This is a genomic window from Cryptosporangium phraense (genome assembly GCF_006912135.1).
In the GTDB taxonomy this organism is placed as follows: domain Bacteria; phylum Actinomycetota; class Actinomycetes; order Mycobacteriales; family Cryptosporangiaceae; genus Cryptosporangium; species Cryptosporangium phraense.
Map to the genome: position 1 here is coordinate 190484 of NZ_VIRS01000012.1, position 17189 is coordinate 207672.

The window sequence follows — 17189 nt, forward strand, 5'->3', positions numbered from 1 at the left end:
ATAGACGACCTCGCGACTCGCCGGAATAGACCATCCCGATCGGCCGTCCGGTCTCGACAGTTGCGCTCAGCATCGCGCCTGAGCAGGTCGGCCACCTGCGACGACACGGCGCGCCCGGAGAAGACACCCGACACCCGACGAGTAACCCAGCTCCCTCTTTGCGGCCCGCCGACCGCGGAACCCGTTTCCAGAGGAAACGACCATCGGAACCTTAATTGAATCCCGTTTCCGATGGACGGAGAGTGACCGTCTCGGCCGACCGACACGACCCGTCGGCGCCCCATTCCGGCGCATTGAATTCATCAAACAATTCGTTTGAGACGGCCCGGAGCAATCACCAATTCCCGGCGTCGCAATTCCGCGCCGAGAGAACACGTCACCCCTCACTGACGGACACCACCGCGCGACGCCGGCACCCGGCGTGAGCGAGGATGTGCAGGTGCCTGCCTACCTCGCGCTCCTCCGCGGCATCAACGTCAGCCGTAACCAACGCATCGCGATGGCCGACCTCCGGTCGCTATTGACCGGTCTGGGCCACGACGACGTCAGCACCTACCTGCAGAGCGGCAATGCGCTGTTCTCCAGCCGCGCGAAAAGTCCCGACACGTTGGCGACGCAGATCGAGGACGCGATCCGCAAGGAGTTGGGGCTCACCGTCCGTGTCCTGGTCCGGGAGGCGGCCGACCTGCACCGCGTGCTCGACGCCAATCCCCTGGCCGACGTCGCGACCGACCCGTCCAAGCTGCTGGTGACGTTCCTCTCCGTGCCGCCGGACGCCGCCGCGCTCGAGACGATCGACCCGGCGACGTACGTGCCCGAGGTGATGGCGGTCGGCGAGCGCGAGATCCACGTCTGGTACCCGGACGGCGTCCGCAAGGCGAAGCTGAACCCGCCGTTCTTCGAGAAGCGTCACCCCGGCGCGGCCGCCACCGCACGAAACTGGAACACGCTCACGAAGCTGGCGTCGATGCTGGGCTGAGCAGCCGGGCCCCGTTCTCGTGGAGCACCCGACGCAGCCAGTCGTCCCCGAGGTCCAGCCGCACCAGGCTCTCGATCTGGTGCGCGTACGGGTACGGGATGTTCGGGTAGTCGGTGCCGAGCACGATGCGATCGGCCTGGTCGCGCAGCCGCGGGCGCAGCGCGACCGGGAACGGTGCGAGCTTCTCGGTGAAGTCGGTGAACGTCATCGTCGTGTCGAGGTGCACGTTCGGGTACGTCTCGGCCAGCGCGAGGAACTCGGCGTACTCCGGCTGCCCCAGGTGCGCGACGACCAGCGTCAGCGACGGGTGGCGGGCCAGCACCTCGCCGATCGGTCCGGGGCCGGTGAACCGGCCCGGCATCGGCCCGCTGCCACAGTGGCAGACGACCGGGACGCCGGCCTCGGCCAGCGCTCCCCACACGTCGTCCAGCAAAGGATCCCGCGGGTCGTAGGCACCCACCTGGACATGGGCCTTGAAGGCCCGCAGCCCGGCCGCGAGGCCGGCGCGGACGTAGCCGGCCGCCCCCGGCTCGGGGAAGAACGTGCCGGTCGGGACGCAGTTCGGCACCTCGCGCGCGAACGCGAGACCCCACGAGTTCAGCCACTCGGCCATCGCCGCCTTGTGCGGGTAGAGCAGCGCGGTGTGCCGGATCACGCCGAGGTCGGCGAGGAGTTCCAGCCGGGCGGCCTGATCGAGCCGGTACTCGATCGGCCACCTCGGCGACGGCAGCGCGTCGAAGTACGCCCACACCTTGCGCAGCACACGCTCGGGCATGAAGTGCACGTGGACGTCCGCGAACCCCGGGATCCCGAGTTGCCGGCAGAAATCCTGGAGCTCGGAGTCGCGCACGACCCCACTGTGCCACTCAGACCGCGTCGCGGAGCTCTCCGGGAACGACGTCCTCGTAACCGGCCGCCCGCCAGGCCAGGATCGCCGCACCGAGGCGACCGGCCGACCCGCCGAGCGGGCTGTTCGCCACCGGCGGCGCCGCTCGCCAGGCCAGCGCGGCCTGCAGGTGCGTCCGGACCGGGCGCAGCAGCGCCTCACCGGCCCCGGTCAGGCCGCCGGCCAGCACGATCAGCGCCGGGTCGAGCAGCAGCGTTCCGGTCGCCAGCGCCAGCCCGAGCGCGGTGGTCGCCTCGTCCCAGATCCGTGCGGCCAGAGCGTCGTCGTCGAGCATCCCGGCGATGTCGGCGGCGGACGCGCCCGGCGACCCACCGGCCGCCGCGTAGCGGCGCGCGATCCCGGACGCCGACGCGTAGACCTCCAGGCACCCGCGCTGCCCGCACGCGCAGTCCTCGCCGTCCGGGTAGACCGGCAGGTGCCCGAGCTCCCCCGCGCTCCCGCCGGCCCCCGGCAACGGCTTGCCGTCCACGATCAGACCGGCCGCGATACCGGTGCCGAGGACGACGACCATCAGGTCCTGGGCGTCCCGCCCGAGACCGATCGAGCTCTCGGCCACCGCTGCGGCCCGGGAGTCCTGCTCGATCACCACCGGCACGCCGACCTCCTCGGCGACCAGCGCGGCCAGCGGCGTGTCCCGGAAACCGAGGTTCACCGCGTGCCGGGCGATCCCGGCCGCGGTGTCGACCAGGCCCGGTACCGACAGCCCGACCGCGACGGTCCCGGCGTCGGCCAGCTCCCGCGCCACCGCGCGCACGCGGGCGACGACCTCGTCCGCCCCGGCCGCCGCTCCGGTGTCCCGGTCGACCCGGTTGAGCTCCCGCCCGTCCGCGCCGACCAGCGCACCCTTGATCGTCGTCCCTCCGATGTCGACGGTGACGACGGTGGCGGTCATTTGACCGATCCGGCGGTCAGGCCGCCGACGAGGTGCTTCTCGATGACGGCGAACAGAATGACGACGGGGACGATCGCGACGATCGAGGCAGCGAACAACTGGTCCCAGTTCTGCTCGTAGCCGGTGACGTAGGAGTTGATGCCGACGGTCAGCGGCTTCTTGTCGTCGTCCTGCATCAGCGTGAGCGCGACGACGTACTCGTTCCAGACCGCGATGAACGTGAAGATCGTCGCGGTGACGACGCCCGGGAGCGTCAGCGGCAGCATGACGCGCATCATCGTGCCGACCCGGCCGTTGCCGTCCAGCTCGGCCGCTTCCTCCAGCTCCTTGGGCAGCGCGGCGAAGAACCCGTGCATGATCCAGACCGCGAACGCGAGGTTGAACGCCGAGTTCGTGAGGATCAGTGCCCCGTAGGTGTTGACCATGCTCAGTTCGAAGAACTCGCGGTAGATGCCCACCACCAGCGAGGTCGGTGCGAACATCTGGGTCACCAGCACCAGGAACAGGAAAGCGGTACGGCCCGGAAACTTGAACCGGGCGGTGAAGTACGCGGCCGGGATCGCGACCAGGATGACGATCGCGGTCGACGCGAACGCGACCAGCAGCGAGGTCTTCAGCCAGTTCTGGAAGCGGCTGTCGCCGAGGATGTCGCCGTAGGCGCCGAGCGTCCAGTGGTGCGGCAGGAAGCTCGGCGGCGACTGCAGCGCTTCGCTGCCCGGCCGCAGCGAGTCCAGCAGCATGACGACGTAGGGCGCCAGGAAGACGATCGCGACCAGCAGCCCGGCGACCGGCAGCACGAACCGGCGGGCGCGCCGCCAGCCCCCGGCCTGCGGACGAGCGATGACCGTGCTCATGCGTCTTCCTCTCGCCACTTCACCAGCCGCAGGTAGAGCACGACCGCGACCAGGATCAGCAGGACGTTGAACACGCCCGCGGCCGCCGACATACCGACGTCCCGGTCGGCGCTCTTGAACGCGAGCTTGTACATGAACGTGATCGTCGTGTCGTGCGTGTAGCCCGGGTTCCGGTCGTTGAGCGTCCAGATGATCGGGAACGAGTTGAACACGTAGATCATGTTGAGCACGGCGCTGACCAGCAGGGCCGGACGCAACAGCGGCAGCGTCACCCGGCGCCAGGCCTGCCACGGGCCCGCCCCGTCGATCCGGGCGGCCTCGTGCACCTCGCCAGGGATCGCGTTCAGGCCGGCCAGCAGCACGTACGCGGTGAACGGGATCGACACCAGGACGCCGACCAGGATCATCGACGGCATGGTCCAGGTGTCGTCGCCGAGCCAGTCGACCGGCTCGGAGATGATGTGCAGCTTGGTCAGCAGCACGTTCAGGATGCCGTGGTAGTAGTCGAAGATCAGCGTGAACAGCCGCGACGTGATCACCAGCGACGCCGCCCACGGCACCAGCACGGCCCACCGGACGGCCCGGCGTCCCCAGAAGTCCTTGGACAGGAACTGGGCCAGGCCGAGGCTCAGCAGGATCGTGATCGCCACGACCGCGACGACCCAGATCAGCGTGTTGACCAGCACCGTGCCCAGCGCGGGGTGGCTGAGCACGTTGGCGTAGTTCTCGACGCCGTTCGACCCGCGGCGCAGGCCGGTGATCGAGTACTCGCCGGTGGACGCCCGGACGAGCTCGATCGCCGGGTAGATCACGACGCCGAAGATCAGCACCAGCGCGGGTCCGAGCCAGATCAGCGCGACCCAGAACGGCGCGCGGCCACGCGTTCGGCGTCGACGTGCCGGCGCGGTGCCCGACGCACCGTCCCCTGGCGGGGGGACGGGCGCCGGGCTCTCGGTTGCAACCGCGCCGGGCTGGGAGTCAGCCCGGGACGACATCAGCCGCCGGCTTCCGCGGTCTTCTGCAGGTCGTCGAGCACCGACTGCGGGTTGCCCGACGGGGACACCGCCGTGCCCAGGTTCTGCTGGACGGCGAGCTTGATCTTGTCCCAGGCCGGGTCGTCGGTCGGGGTCAGGTGGATGTTCGGCAGCGTGTCCAGGTAGACCTTGAGCGACGCCTCGCTCGAGAACTCCTGCAGGCCGGACTGCGTCACCGGGAGGAAGCCCTCGGACTTGATCCAGGTGTTGACCTGGTCCTTGGCGTAGTAGAGCTCGTAGAACTTCTTGATCGCGTCCTGGTTGCCCTTCTTCTTGAAGGCCATCAGGTAGTCGGTCACGCCGTAGGTCTGCGGCGCGCTGCCGTCCTTCGTCGGCATCGGAGCGATGCCGTACTTCACGTTCTTGTACTTCGTGTCGAGGTCGCCCTGGAGCGGTCCGAACCCGACGATCATGCCGGCCTTACCCGAGGTGAACAGCGGGAAGGCGCCGTCGGTGCGGTTGGTCTTCCCAGGGTTGTTCTGGGTGACCTTGTCCTTGGTCGACAGGTCCTTCAGGAACTGCAGCGTCTCGACGTTCTTCGCGGAGTTGATCGTCCACTTGCCGTCGGTCTTCCAGTCGCCGCCGTTGTTGAACATCCAGATCGAGTACTCGGCCTGGGCCTCTTCCGGGCCGAGCGGCTGCGCGTAGCCGATCTTGCCGCCGCCCAGCGCCTGCACCTTCTTGGCGTCGGCGACGAACTCGTCCCAGGTCTTCGGCGGGCTGGCGATCTTGGCCTGGGCGAACAGGTCCTTGTTGTAGAACAGCGCCCGGGCCGACGAAAGGTCGGGGAACCCGTACATCTTGCTCTGGTACGTGCCGCTCTTCACGAACGCCGGGATCAGGTCCGACTTGACGCTGTCGGTCAGCACGTCGTCGGAGCTGTAGAGCAGCCCGTCCTTGGCGTAGCTGGCGTACGCGTTCAGGTTCAGGATGTCCGGCGGGTTGCCGTTCTGAACCATCGTGCTGGCCTGCTGGTCGATGTCGTTCCAGCTGATGATCTGCAGGTTCAGCTTGACGCCGGTCTTGTCCTCGTACGTCTTCTTGAACGCGTTCCAGAACGTCGCCGTGTGGTCCTTGCTGTACTCGGCGATGACGACCTTGATCTCCTTGGCGCTGTCGCCGCCTCCGGAGTTGTCGGCATCGTCGGCACCGGTGCCGCCGCCGCACGCGGCCAGACCGAGTGCCAGCGCGGTCACACCGGCCAGACGCGCGAACCAGCGCGCCTTGCCTATTGCACCCATGCGATGTTCCTCCTGAATAACGGGGGTATCGGAGAACTCCGGGGTTACTAACGAATGGATCGTTAGTATCGCGCGGCTGTGACGCGCGTCAATCGGTCTCGGCGTACGTGACCGAGTCGTTATGGGGTCCGTTACCGGCGGATTACGCCTCTGGATGAGCGAGAAGTCGGGCCTCGACGTGGTCGAGTCCACGGCGCACCGCGCCCAGCGCGACCGCGTCTCCGCCCAGGTCGGACAGCTTCAGGCGGGGCGAGGTCAGGATGCGGGGACGCAGGTGGCGTTCGATCGCGTCGAGCAGGGTCTCCCCCGCGCGCGAGAGCCCGCCTCCGATGATCACTTCCTCCGGATCCAGCACCAGCAGCAGCGCGGCGAGCCCGCGCGCGAACCGGGCGGCGATCCGGTCCACCACCGCGAGCGCGGTCGCGTCCCCCTCCGTGGCGGCCGCGAATACCGCGGCCACGGCATCCGGCTGGACCAGCACGTCTCCGTTGCGGGCGGCGAGGGCGTCGGCCGCGTCCGCCAGTTCGGCGATCGCCTGGGTGCCGACCATCCGTTCGAACGGCCCCTGCTCGCTCGCCGCGCTGACCGCGCCGAGCATCGGCGAAGGATCCGGCGCCTCCGGCGGCGAGAACACGTCGGTGAAGCCGAGCTCCCCGGCCGCGCCGTGCGCGCCGCGGTAAGGCTTCCCGTCGATGATGATCCCCGCGCCTATTCGGACGCCCCAGTGGACGAACACCAGGCTGTCGCTGCCGACCGCGGCGCCGCACCAGCGTTCCGCGGCCACGGCCAGGTTGATGTCGTTCTCGATCAGCACCGGCGACGGCGTGATCGTGCGCAACTCGGCCAGGACCGGCAGGTGCGCGAGGCCGGGGATACCGGGCGCGAGCAGCACCTCGCCGCTGCTCTCCTCGACGATGCCGGGCGTCCCGACGACGATCGCCCAGACGTCCGCGCCGGTCAGGTCGGCCTTCGCGAGCGCCTCGGCGATCACGTCGCGCACCGACTGCAGCAGCCGCGCACCGTCCGTGCCCTCGCCCACCGTGACCTGGCGCGCGGCCACGACCTTGCCGGCCAGATCGGCGACCATCGCGATGACCTTGTGCGACCCGACGTCCACCCCGACGACGTGACCGGCCTCGGCCCGGAAGCGGATCCACTGCGCGGGCCGGCCCATCGAGACCTGAGCCGTCTCGTCCACGTCGGCCACCAGGCCGGCGTCACGCAGCTCGGCCACCGCCCGGGTGACGGCCGGCCGGGACAGGCCGGTCGCCTGCATCAGGTCGGCGACCCGGGCCGGCGAGTGCTCGCGCACGGCCCGGAGCACGGCGCCGAAATTGATCTGCCGCAGTACGTGCGGGCCCCGTGCGGACTCGTGCGGCTGCACCGTTCCCTCTTCTCTGCCGTGCGCGGACACCTCAACGTAACCTGCGCGTACCGCAGGCTGGTGAGGACCGCCGTGAAGAGATCATCGCCGTGGCTACCCCGACTTGGGCGGCGGGTCGACGTCCGGATCGAAAGCAGTGGCAGCACGGATGCCGGACGCGGACCCGGGGACGACGATCGGGCGCGCGAGCGCCGCGGAATCCGGTGCGGGTGGGGTCACCGGATTCCGCCGCCCGCCGAGCACCGCGCCGAACGCGAGGCCGGTGAACACCACGTACAGGTACGAGTCGAGCCCGGTGACGTCCCACACCAGGAACGCGTCGGCCGACGGCATCCCGCCGACGCCGAGGCCGCTCAGCGAGGCGAGGAGCCAGAGCGGCGCGTACGCGTAGTCGAGCGGGCTGTCGTACCGGCTCCCCCACGTCGCGCCGTCGAGCGCCATCATGCCCACCGTCGCCACGTCCGCCGCCAGCAGCGTGCAAGTCAGGCCGACGAGCCACGCCAGCCGGACCCGGCCGCGGCCGGCCAGCCGCACCGCGGCCACCAGCCCGGCGGCGAGTCCGGCGAAGAAGATCGCGAACGCCGGTGCGTGCACCCGGATCGCGTCGGTGGACGACCCGGCCCAGGCGTTGAGCAGCACCCCGAGCGCGAACCCCGGCACGGTGACGGCGAGGATCCGCGGCCCCGCACCGGTCCGGACGGTCCAGTGCCGGCCGAGCAGCCCCACACCGACGGCCAGCCCGACCGCGAACAGCGCCAGAAGGGCACTTTGGACGTCGTGGCCCATGATCCGGCCGATCGCCATGGCCATCGACCGGGTCAGCACCAGGCCCATGAAGACGAGGACGAGGGCCAGCACCGGGGCGACCACGACCAGCCGGCCGGCGCGGGCGATTCTCTGTGCGGTGAGCCCGCCGGGCTGCCTGGCCACCGCGAGGCCGGCCGCGTACCGAAGCGCTTCCCGTCCGCGTCCCGCGGTCGTGAGGACGGCGAGTTCGGCATCCCACTCGCGGCGGTTGTCGTCCCGGTCGACCGCGGGCGATCGCCGGACAGCGAGCCCGATCATTGTCCGGGCTAGGCGCGTGGTCACCATGCGGCGCTCGCGGCGCCGGTCGCCGGGTCCGGCGGTGCGGTCTGCGCCCGCAGTTCGGCCAGCGCCTGACGCGCCTCGACCACGCCGTCGGCGGTGAGCCGGTAGTACCGCCGGGCGGGACGTCCGGCCTCGGCCGGATCGACCGCCTCCCAGCTCGCGCTGAGCCAGCCGGCGCTGGTCAGGCGGCGCAGGATCGGGTAGAGCGTGCCGCTGGCCAGGCCGGCCGACTGCATGAGTTCCAACCCGTAATGGTCGGCGCCGGCGTCGGCGAGGAATGCCGCCAGCACTCGGGCCGTAGAGACGGTGAGGCGCATGCCATCTACTATAACGCTTCTCTACATAGGGGTGCCTCAGGGCACCATCCAGGACAGGACGCCGGTCGACTGCAGCCAGCTGAGCAGGCAGATTCCGGCCAGGAAGAGCGCGCTCCAGCCGATCACCCGGCGGAAGATGTCGCCCTCGTGGTTGTCGAGGCCGACCGCGGCCGCGGCGATCGCCAGGTTCTGCGGCGAGATCATCTTCCCGAGGACGCCGCCGGAGCTGTTCGAGGCGGCCATCAGCGTCGCGTTGAGGTCGGCCTGGCCGGCCGCGGTGACCTGCAGCGCGCCGAACAGCGAGTTCGACGAGGTGTCGGAGCCGGTGACCGCGACGCCGAGCCAGCCGAGGATCGGCGAGATCAGCGCGAACAGGCCGCCGGCGCCGGCCATCCAGGTGCCGAGCGTGACGGTCTGGCCGGACGCGTTCAGAACGAACGCCAGGCCGAGGACCGCCATCACGGTGAGGATCGCCCACTTGAGCTGGTTCAGCGTGGCGCCGTAGGCGCGGAGGGCGCGGCCGAGGCCCACTCGGAGGACGAACATCGTGATCAGGCCGGCGACCAGCATCTGGGTGCCGGGGGTCGTGAACCAGTTGAGCTTGAAGGCGACCGAGGAGAGGGGTTTGCCGGAGGCGCTCTCGAGGTGCAGGCCGGGCCAGTTCACGGTTTGGGTCGCGCCGTCGAGCCAGGTCTTGATCGGACCGATCTGGCAGACGACGAAGACCGCGATGATGATCGCGTAGGGCGCGTACGCCTTGGCGATCTCGCCCCGCGGGTCGGCCGGCGCCGCCCCGGCGCGGGGCGCCTCGGGCTCGGGCTCGGGCACAGCGGCGCGGGGCGCGCCGTCGGCCGGGTCCTCGGCGGCCAGGGCGGCGGCGGTGACCGGGGACGTGATCGGGCGCCAGACGCGGACGATCGCCACCAGGGCCGCGACCGACAGCAGCGAAGCCACCACGTCGGCCAGCGGCACCGAGATGAAGTTCGACGTCACGTACTGGGCGACACCGAACGTGAGCCCGCACACGATCGCGAACACCCAGGTCTCGCGCAGCCCGCGCGCCCCGTCCACGATGAACACCAGCACCAGCGGCACGAACACGGCCAAAATCGGCGTCTGCCGCCCGACCATCGCGCCGAGCGTGTCGCTGTCGATACCCGTCACCGTGCCGAGCGTCAGGATGGGCGTCGCCATCGCGCCGAAGGCGACCGGCGCGGTGTTGGCGGTGAGGGCCAGCACCGCGGATTTCAACGGCGAGAAGCCGAGCGCCATCAGCATCACGGACGTGACCGCGACCGGCGTACCGAACCCGGCCAGCGCCTCGATCAGCGCACCGAACGAGAACGCGATGATGATCGCCTGGATCCGCCGGTCGTCGCTGACGCTGGTGAAGCTGCGGCGCAGCACGTCGAAGTGTCCGGTCTCGACGGTCATGTTGTAGACCCAGATCGCGTTGATGACGATCCAGAGGATCGGGAAGAACCCGAACGCGGCGCCCTCGGTGGTCGCCAGCAGCGCCTGCCCGACCGGCATCGAGTAGACGCCGATCGCGACGACGAGCGCCACCACCAGCGCGATCAGCGACGCGACCCAGGCCCGTAACCGGAACACGCCGAGCAGGACGAACAGGACGAGAAGAGGGATCGCCGCGACGAGCGAACTCCAGGCGAGCGAGTGGGCGACGGGATCGAGGACCTGTTGGTACACGCGACCACCTCCGTGCCGGCCCCCCGTTGGACACGTCTGATGATGGCGCTAATCAGTCGGTAGCGGAACGAAACCGTCATCACTCAGTGGAATGCCCCTGCCACGCACGGAGTGCGACGTTCGTCGCCTGTTCGACTGCTTCTTGGACGGCGTCCGGTTCGGGTAGGGCGTCCAGATCGTCGAGCAGGACGTACAACGCGGCGGTCACCGCGCCGACGAACGCGCCGACCATCGCGGCCGCGGTGACCTCGTCGAGGTCGTCGGGAAACGCCTCGGCCAGCCGGCGGGCGATCTGCTGGGTGACGTCCATCTGGATCTGGAGACCTCGGCCGCGCACGGACGGAACCGTGCGCACGAAGTGCATCCGGAGCGCGGCGAGCCGGCCGCTGAGGTCGTCACCGTCCTCGCCGACGATGCGCAGCGAGGCGAGCAGGACCTCGACCGGGCCGTCGGCCGGGGAGCGCTGGGCGATCGCGTCGGTCGCGGCCCGGAGGCGGGCGTCGGTCTCCGGGAACAGCAGGTCTTCCTTGGTCGGGAAGTAGCTGAAGAACGTGCGGGTGCCGATCTCGGCCGCGGCCGCGATGTCGGCGACGGTCGTCTGCTCGAAGCCGTTGCGCTCGAACAGGTCGGCCGCCGCCTCGACGAGCACCTGCCGGGTGCGGGCGCGTTTGCGGTCGCGGAGGTTCATGGCTTGCACCCTACAGCGAATGCCAATCGGCACTCATTGCAAACTCGCACTGAGTGCAGTTATGGTGAACGCATGACAACCGTGCTGATCTCCGGAGCCGGCGTGGCCGGCTCGACACTCGCGTACTGGCTGGCCCGGAACGGGTTCACGCCGACCGTCGTGGAACGGTCTTCCGGCTTGCGGTCCAGTGGGAACCCGGTCGACGTCCGAGGCCCGGCGTTACCGGTCGCGGAAGCGATGGGCGTAATGCCCGAGCTGCGGAAACTGGCGACGCAGGCGACCGGGACGGCGGTGCTGGACGCGTCCGGTTCGGTGCGGGCGCGGGCCGCGATGGGCGCTCCCGGCGAGGTCGAGATCGCGCGCACCGACCTGGCCGCGGCGCTGTACCAGGCGGCCCGCAACGACGCCGAGTTCGTGTTCGACGACTCGGCTTCTTCGCTGGTGGGCGACTCGCTCGGCGTGGACGTCACGTTCGAGCGGGGCGCACCGCGGCGGTTCGACTACGTGATCGGCGCGGACGGTCTGCACTCGACGGTGCGCCGACTGGCGTTCGGCCCGGAGGACGAGTTCGTGCGTCACGTGGGGCTGTACATCGCGACGCTGCCATTGGGCGAGCGCACGTCGTCGACCGACGTGCTGCTCTACAACGTGCCGCGGCGACTGGTGGCGTTGCACCCGGCGCGGGGCGAGGCCGGGGTCGCGTTCATCTTCCGCGGGCCGGCCCAGCCGGCCTCGGCCTACCGGTCGCTCGCCCAGCAGAAGCGGATCGTGAGGACGGTCTACCGCGGGGTCGGGTGGCGGGTGCCGGAGTTCCTGGCCCGGGTCGAGGCGGCCGAGGACCTGTATTTCGACGCGGTGAGCCGGGTGGTGGTGCCGAGGTGGTCGAGGGGACGGATCGGTCTGGTGGGCGATGCGGCGTCGTGCGTGTCGTTGCTCGGGGACGGGTCGAGCCTGGCCATGGCGGGGGCGTTTGCGCTGGCCCAGGCGTTGGGGTCGGGGGGTGGGTTCGCGGCCTACCAGGCGGAGCACCAGAAGTTGACCGGCCCCAAGCAGCGGCGGGTGCGGATCGGGGCGGGTCTGCTGGTGCCGAAGACGGCGTGGGGAATAGCCACCCGAAACGCCGCCGCCCCGTTCCTGTTCTGAGCCCGTACCCGGCCTCGATGGCCCGGAAAACAACCATTGTTGTGAACCCAACAACGATAGTAGTCTCGTCCCCATGGCCAGCCGACGCGAGGCGATCCTCGACGCAGCGATCGACGTCCTCGGGCACAACGGGATCCACGGCCTCACGCACCGCACCACCGACGAGGCCGCAGGCCTCCCCAAGGGATCGACCGCGAACCTGTTCAGCACGCGCGACGCGCTGCTCGACGCGGTGGTCGAGCGCTTCGCCGCGCGCGAGCGCGCGAACTGGGACGACCTCGCGACGCGCACCGCACCGACCGACCCGAAGCAGCTCGCGCACACCCTCACGCTCTTCGCCCACGACGCCACCGGCCCGAATCGCACGCTGACCCTGGCCCGCTACGCGATCCTCGTCGAAGCGGCCATCCAGCCGACCCTCCGCGCCCAGCTGAGCCAGACCGGCGCCCGGGTCGACGGCTGGTTCACCCACTGGGTGCGCCTGGCCGGCTCGAGCGACCCCGAGCGGCACACGCCGGTGCTGATGAACCACTGGACCGGCATCGTCCTGCACCAGCTCGCGGTGCCCGACCCAGCCTTCGACCCGTCCGAGCAGATCACCACGATCGTGGAGGCGCTACTGCCATGACCTGGGAAATCATCGACGCCGAACGACACCGCCTGGCCGACCTGCTCGACGACCTCTCCCCCACCGAATGGGCCTCCCCTTCGCTCTGCGCGGGGTGGACCGTCCACGACGTCGCCGCCCACCTGACCCTGCAGGACCTCGGCCTCGGCGCGGTGATCGCGACGGTGGCCCGCGGCGGCGGCAACCTCGACCGCGCGACCTCCGCCGCCGCCCGGCGTCGGGCCGCGGCGCTCGGCCCGGAGCGCATCCCCGACGTCATCCGCGCCGGTTCCCGGCGCCCCAACTTCGGCGTCACCCCGCTCGAGACGCTGATCGACCTGCTCGTCCACACCCAGGACATCGCGCTCGCGCTCGGCCGGTCGCACGCGATGCCGGTCCAGGCGGCCGCGACGGCCGCGACCCGGGTCTGGACCACGCGCTGGCCGCCGCCGTTCCCGGCCGTCCGCGCGTTGCGCGGCCTGCGGCTGCGGGCCACCGACGTCGACTGGTCCGTCGGCGACGGCCCCCTGGTCGAAGGCCCGATCGCCGCGCTGCTCCTGCTGTCGACCGGCCGCCCGTCCGCGATCGCTCAGTTACCCCATGCGGACGTCGACGAGCTGACCGCGCGGCTGAAATGAGCAGCGTTAGCCTGCACCAATGGACGTCGACACGCTCATCCGTAACACCACGATCGTCACCATGGACGCCGACCGCCGGATCATCACCGACGGATCGATCGCGCTGGCCGGCGACCGGATCGTCGCCGTGGGCAAGACCGCCGACGTCCGCGTGGAGGCGAAGACCACCATCGACGGCCGGCGCTTCCTCGTCACCCCCGGTCTGATCAACGGTCACGTCCATCTGACCGAAGCGTTGCTGAAGGGCTTCATGCCCGAGGCCCTGCCGTTCGACGAGTCGCTCTTCACCTGGGTCATGCCGCTCTACGAGGCGCACACGGCCGAGGAGCAGCAGGTCGCGGCGCGGCTCTCCGCGCTGAGCATGCTGCGGACCGGCACCACGACGTTCCTCGACGCCGGCACGACCGTGGCCATCGACGAGGTCATCGAGGCGGTCGAGCCGACCGGCCTGCGCGGCCGTTTCGGCCGGTGGCTGCAGGACCGTCAGTTCGGACCGGACGGCTCGCTCGACACGACCGACGCCGCGCTACGCGCGATGGAGGAAGAACTCGACCGTTATCCGGGTGGTGACGGCCAGCGGTTGGCCGCCTGGCCGATGCTGGTCGGCCACAACACCAATACCGACGAATTGTGGCGCGCCGCCAAGGCCATGGCGGACGCCCACGGGGCCGGCATTTCGGCGCACCTGAGCCCGGCACAGGACGACAGCGACTGGTATCTCGCCGAGTTCGGGCGGCGGCCGGTGGAGCATCTGGCGTCGCTGGGGGTGCTCGGGCCCAACGTCAACCTGGTGCACATGGTGCATGTGGACGACGCGGAGGTGCGGCTGCTGGCGTCCTCGGGAACGAACGTCACGCACTGCCCGGCGTCGGCGTTGAAGGGTGGGTACGGCTCGACCGCGGTCGGGAAGTTCCCGGAGATGGCCGCCGCCGGCGTGAACATGATGCTCGGCACCGACGGGTCCGACATCGCCGACATGATGAAGCCGATGAACCTGATGGCCGGCCTGTTCAAGGACGCCCGCCGGGACACGTCGCTCTTCCCGGCGTCGAGGGTCTTGGAGATGGCCACCGTGAATGCGGCCCGGGCGCTGGGAATGGCGGATTCGATCGGCAGCCTGGCGGTAGGCATGAAGGCCGACCTGGTGCTGCACGATCTCGACCGCCCCGAGTGGCGACCGCTGAACAACTACGTCAACCAGCTGGTGTGGTCGGCGGACGGCCGAGGGGTGCACAGCGTCTGGGTCGATGGGCGGCGCCTGGTGGACGACTACGTCTGCACGGTGATGGACGAGGAGAAGGTGCTGGCTGACGCCCAGAGTGCGGCGGATGCGGTGATGCGGAGGTCGGGGTTGCCGTACGTGTACGACTGGCCGGTGCTGTAGGGACCCGCGGGCCCGGCCCCGCGGGTTTCGGTGGTCAGCTCGTCCCGGATCCCCGAGCGACCAACGTCTTGAGCATTCCCTCCATGCGGTCCATGCGCTCGTCCATGCGGTCGAAGCGCTGGTCCATGCGGTCGAAGCGCTGGTCCATGCGGTCGAAGCGGTCTTCTACGCGGGCGTCGAGCTCGTTGACGCTGGCTCGGACGTTGTCGACGCTGACCTGCAGAGCGTCGATCTTGATGCCGTGCTCCAGCAGGATCTTGCTGTGAGCGCGCAGAAGGTCGGTCTGTTCGTTCTGGCTCAGGTGCAGGGCCTGGATGAGCTTGCTGTCGGCGTCCTGCCGAAGCTTGACGTCACCCAGATCCCGCGCCATCGCGCGCCGGAATCCCCTCTCCAACTCGGCACCCTTCTCTAATGCGCTAACGCGACGCTCCAAGGCCCCGCCAGGCGCGCCAGCCGGTTCAGTCATCGTGCAGCCTTCCAGGTAATGCCCGGGTGGTCATCTACTCGCCCCAACGTACACACGACTACAGCCAGCGCCGATCCCTCGAGGTTTGAAACGAACTCGACCGATCGTGGCAGGCGTTCCCCTACCTCCTGACATCCGCGGCCGATTGGTCGGTGAGATTGAAGACCGTGTGCGGGTCGCGTCCACCGAAGAGCAGCGAGATCACCACGGCCGCCATGGCTTCGAGGTGAAGCGCATGCCTCACATCCCCGACCGCCAGCGGCTCCGCCCCGACGTCCGCGATGAGACTCCGCGTCAGATCCATCGCGACCGAATCGCTCCCGCAGTAGGGCACGACCAGACGACGATGATCAAAGATCGGCGGGTCCATCCGCCAGACGCCGGCCTCGCACAGATTGAAAGCCTTCACCACATGCCCGCCGGTCGCCCGCTCGATATCCTGAGCCATCGACCGGCCCGGCTCCGACACGAGCGTGAAGTGTTCGGTCTCGACCGGGTTGTTGCAATCGACGATCGGCTTACCTCGCAGCGCATCGCCGATTTCCGACAACGCGGCCGGCATCCCTTGATAGAGAACCGCGATCAGCGCTATTTCACCGAACCTCGCGACTTCGTCGAAGGATCCAGCGCGACCACCCCATTTATCAGCCAGCGCCTCGGCCTTACTCGCCGTCCGACCGGCGACCATCAACTCGTGACCGGCAGCGGCCCACCGCGTGCCGAGGGTGTCGGCCATCGTGCCCGCGCCAAGAATTCCGATTCTCATGGCGCCGACGCTACGAGCGCGTGGGGCACCATCCGGTTCCCTACCTGTTCAGTCGCCGGCCAGGTCGTCGGCGTGTTCCTCGGCCCACCGGGCGAGTACCGACACCGGCCCGAGGAGGCTCTGGCCGAGCTGGGTCAGCCGATACTCCGTGCCCGCCGGCGCCGTCGGAAGAATTCGACGCTCCACCAGGCTGTTTCGCTCCAGCTTTCTCAACGTCTGAGTGAGCATTTTCTTGCTGATGCCACCGATCCGATCGTGCAGATCGCTGTAGCGCCGCGGGCCGGACCCCAAGCCGTACACCACGACGACCGACCACGTGTCGGCCACCAGATCCAGCGTCGTGCGCGCGGGGCAGTCGGCCAGGAAAACGTCATAGTCACTCACACGAACGGAGTGTAGGTACGCGACCGCTAATCCACCGTCGAGACGTGCAGGTGGTCCCAGTGGCCGCCGGTCACGTCGAGGACGTTGTAGACCCCGGCCCCCTGATACGCCCGCCACCCCTCGGCGTCATGCTCCCGCGACCAGATCCGCCCCTGAAAGATCACGTAGTTCACGTGCAGCGCGTCCTTGTTGGCCCTCAACCACACCGCCAATTCCCACCCGCGCGCCACCATCCGCGGCCCGGGAAAGCGCCCGATCTTCCCGATCGTGTAGTCACACGCCCGGCCGGCCGGATGGTCACTCCGCGGGTTCCACGCATGCCGATCCCAACACGCACCCGGCCGATCCCCGGTCGTACTCGCGACCTGCGCGATCGTCCACGCCATGGCCGGCGTCACGCACCCCCCGGTCCCGGACGGATCCGGAATCCGGCACCCGCTCCCCTTCCCCACGAACGCCTCCGGCGGAGCCAGCGACGTCGAACGCGGCGGCCCGGCCGGCACGATCCGGTCACCTCCCAGCGCCGCCAGCCCGCACACCGCCACCGAAAGCACGACGAGCACCCCTGCCCGGGTCGACATGCAACACACAATAGGTACAGGAACTACCGAATCAGCCGCGGCGCGTGTTGCGTGATCGGTCGGCTACTCTCCTGACGCGGCCCGACGGGCGCCGGCCTCACGTGATGCCCCCACCCGCACGTCCTATC

19 protein-coding genes are annotated in these 17189 nt (G+C 69.7%); 5 read left to right on the forward strand and 14 right to left on the reverse strand.

Features of this window, described 5'->3' with window-relative positions; genetic code table 11:
- The first annotated feature begins 439 nt into the window (after positions 1–439).
- On the forward strand, positions 440–979 hold the full coding sequence (locus FL583_RS18715; protein WP_170323732.1) for a DUF1697 domain-containing protein: 540 nt from the start codon (positions 440–442) through the stop codon (positions 977–979).
- On the opposite strand, the gene FL583_RS18720 is transcribed toward FL583_RS18715, so the two are convergent.
- The 10 genes from FL583_RS18720 to FL583_RS18765 all read right to left on the reverse strand — a co-directional run bounded on the left by FL583_RS18720 (position 951) and on the right by FL583_RS18765 (position 11092).
- A complete protein-coding gene (locus FL583_RS18720; RefSeq protein WP_240746737.1) occupies positions 951–1829 on the reverse strand; it encodes an amidohydrolase family protein in 879 nt (292 codons plus the stop codon). The genes FL583_RS18715 and FL583_RS18720 overlap by 29 nt on opposite strands.
- A gap of 16 nt (positions 1830–1845) precedes the next feature.
- Complete coding sequence (locus FL583_RS18725) at positions 1846–2778, reverse strand: ROK family protein (RefSeq protein ID WP_142705967.1); 933 nt, start codon at positions 2776–2778, stop codon at positions 1846–1848.
- Positions 2775–3632: a carbohydrate ABC transporter permease gene (locus FL583_RS18730; RefSeq protein ID WP_142705968.1), complete on the reverse strand. Its 858-nt coding sequence runs from the start codon at positions 3630–3632 to the stop codon at positions 2775–2777. Before FL583_RS18730 ends, FL583_RS18725 begins: the two co-directional genes overlap by 4 nt.
- Positions 3629–4462: a carbohydrate ABC transporter permease gene (locus FL583_RS18735; protein WP_205752254.1), complete on the reverse strand. Its 834-nt coding sequence runs from the start codon at positions 4460–4462 to the stop codon at positions 3629–3631. Before FL583_RS18735 ends, FL583_RS18730 begins: the two co-directional genes overlap by 4 nt.
- A gap of 164 nt (positions 4463–4626) precedes the next feature.
- Positions 4627–5907: an extracellular solute-binding protein gene (locus FL583_RS18740; RefSeq protein WP_142705970.1), complete on the reverse strand. Its 1281-nt coding sequence runs from the start codon at positions 5905–5907 to the stop codon at positions 4627–4629.
- A 142-nt stretch (positions 5908–6049) separates the two neighbouring features.
- A complete protein-coding gene (locus FL583_RS18745; protein WP_170323733.1) occupies positions 6050–7291 on the reverse strand; it encodes an ROK family transcriptional regulator in 1242 nt (413 codons plus the stop codon).
- Positions 7292–7384: 93 nt separating this feature from the next.
- Positions 7385–8356: a hypothetical protein gene (locus tag FL583_RS18750; protein ID WP_142705972.1), complete on the reverse strand. Its 972-nt coding sequence runs from the start codon at positions 8354–8356 to the stop codon at positions 7385–7387.
- A gap of 20 nt (positions 8357–8376) precedes the next feature.
- The gene (locus FL583_RS18755; RefSeq protein ID WP_142705973.1) at positions 8377–8697 is read right to left on the reverse strand and encodes a PadR family transcriptional regulator; all 321 of its coding nucleotides are present in this window, start codon (positions 8695–8697) and stop codon (positions 8377–8379) included.
- Positions 8698–8733: 36 nt separating this feature from the next.
- Positions 8734–10404 carry an L-lactate permease gene (locus FL583_RS18760; protein WP_142705974.1) on the reverse strand — a complete coding sequence of 557 codons (1671 nt, stop codon included), beginning with the start codon at positions 10402–10404 and terminating at the stop codon, positions 8734–8736.
- Positions 10405–10483: 79 nt separating this feature from the next.
- Positions 10484–11092 (reverse strand): TetR/AcrR family transcriptional regulator, encoded by a 609-nt coding sequence (locus tag FL583_RS18765; RefSeq protein ID WP_142705975.1) that lies wholly within the window; start codon positions 11090–11092, stop codon positions 10484–10486.
- Between the two features lie 72 nt (positions 11093–11164).
- Between FL583_RS18765 and FL583_RS18770 the strand changes: the two genes are divergently transcribed.
- From FL583_RS18770 to FL583_RS18785, 4 genes are all read left to right on the forward strand, one after another.
- Entirely contained in the window at positions 11165–12235 is a 1071-nt protein-coding gene (locus FL583_RS18770) for an FAD-dependent monooxygenase (protein WP_142705976.1), read from the forward strand.
- 73 nt (positions 12236–12308) lie between these two features.
- A complete protein-coding gene (locus tag FL583_RS18775) occupies positions 12309–12863 on the forward strand; it encodes a TetR/AcrR family transcriptional regulator (RefSeq protein WP_142705977.1) in 555 nt (184 codons plus the stop codon).
- Complete coding sequence (locus FL583_RS18780) at positions 12860–13480, forward strand: maleylpyruvate isomerase family mycothiol-dependent enzyme (RefSeq protein ID WP_142705978.1); 621 nt, start codon at positions 12860–12862, stop codon at positions 13478–13480. Before FL583_RS18775 ends, FL583_RS18780 begins: the two co-directional genes overlap by 4 nt.
- 19 nt (positions 13481–13499) lie before the next feature.
- Positions 13500–14864 carry an amidohydrolase family protein gene (locus tag FL583_RS18785; protein ID WP_142705979.1) on the forward strand — a complete coding sequence of 455 codons (1365 nt, stop codon included), beginning with the start codon at positions 13500–13502 and terminating at the stop codon, positions 14862–14864.
- A 34-nt stretch (positions 14865–14898) separates the two neighbouring features.
- Here FL583_RS18785 and FL583_RS40205 read toward each other — a convergent pair whose 3' ends face one another.
- The 4 genes from FL583_RS40205 to FL583_RS18805 all read right to left on the reverse strand — a co-directional run bounded on the left by FL583_RS40205 (position 14899) and on the right by FL583_RS18805 (position 17061).
- Positions 14899–15234 (reverse strand): hypothetical protein, encoded by a 336-nt coding sequence (locus FL583_RS40205; protein WP_170323734.1) that lies wholly within the window; start codon positions 15232–15234, stop codon positions 14899–14901.
- A 217-nt stretch (positions 15235–15451) separates the two neighbouring features.
- Complete coding sequence (locus tag FL583_RS18795) at positions 15452–16096, reverse strand: NADPH-dependent F420 reductase (RefSeq protein WP_142705980.1); 645 nt, start codon at positions 16094–16096, stop codon at positions 15452–15454.
- A gap of 48 nt (positions 16097–16144) precedes the next feature.
- Positions 16145–16480: a winged helix-turn-helix transcriptional regulator gene (locus tag FL583_RS18800; RefSeq protein ID WP_142705981.1), complete on the reverse strand. Its 336-nt coding sequence runs from the start codon at positions 16478–16480 to the stop codon at positions 16145–16147.
- A 26-nt stretch (positions 16481–16506) separates the two neighbouring features.
- Positions 16507–17061: a VldE C-terminal domain-containing protein gene (locus FL583_RS18805; RefSeq protein ID WP_142705982.1), complete on the reverse strand. Its 555-nt coding sequence runs from the start codon at positions 17059–17061 to the stop codon at positions 16507–16509.
- Positions 17062–17189: the final 128 nt, after the last annotated feature.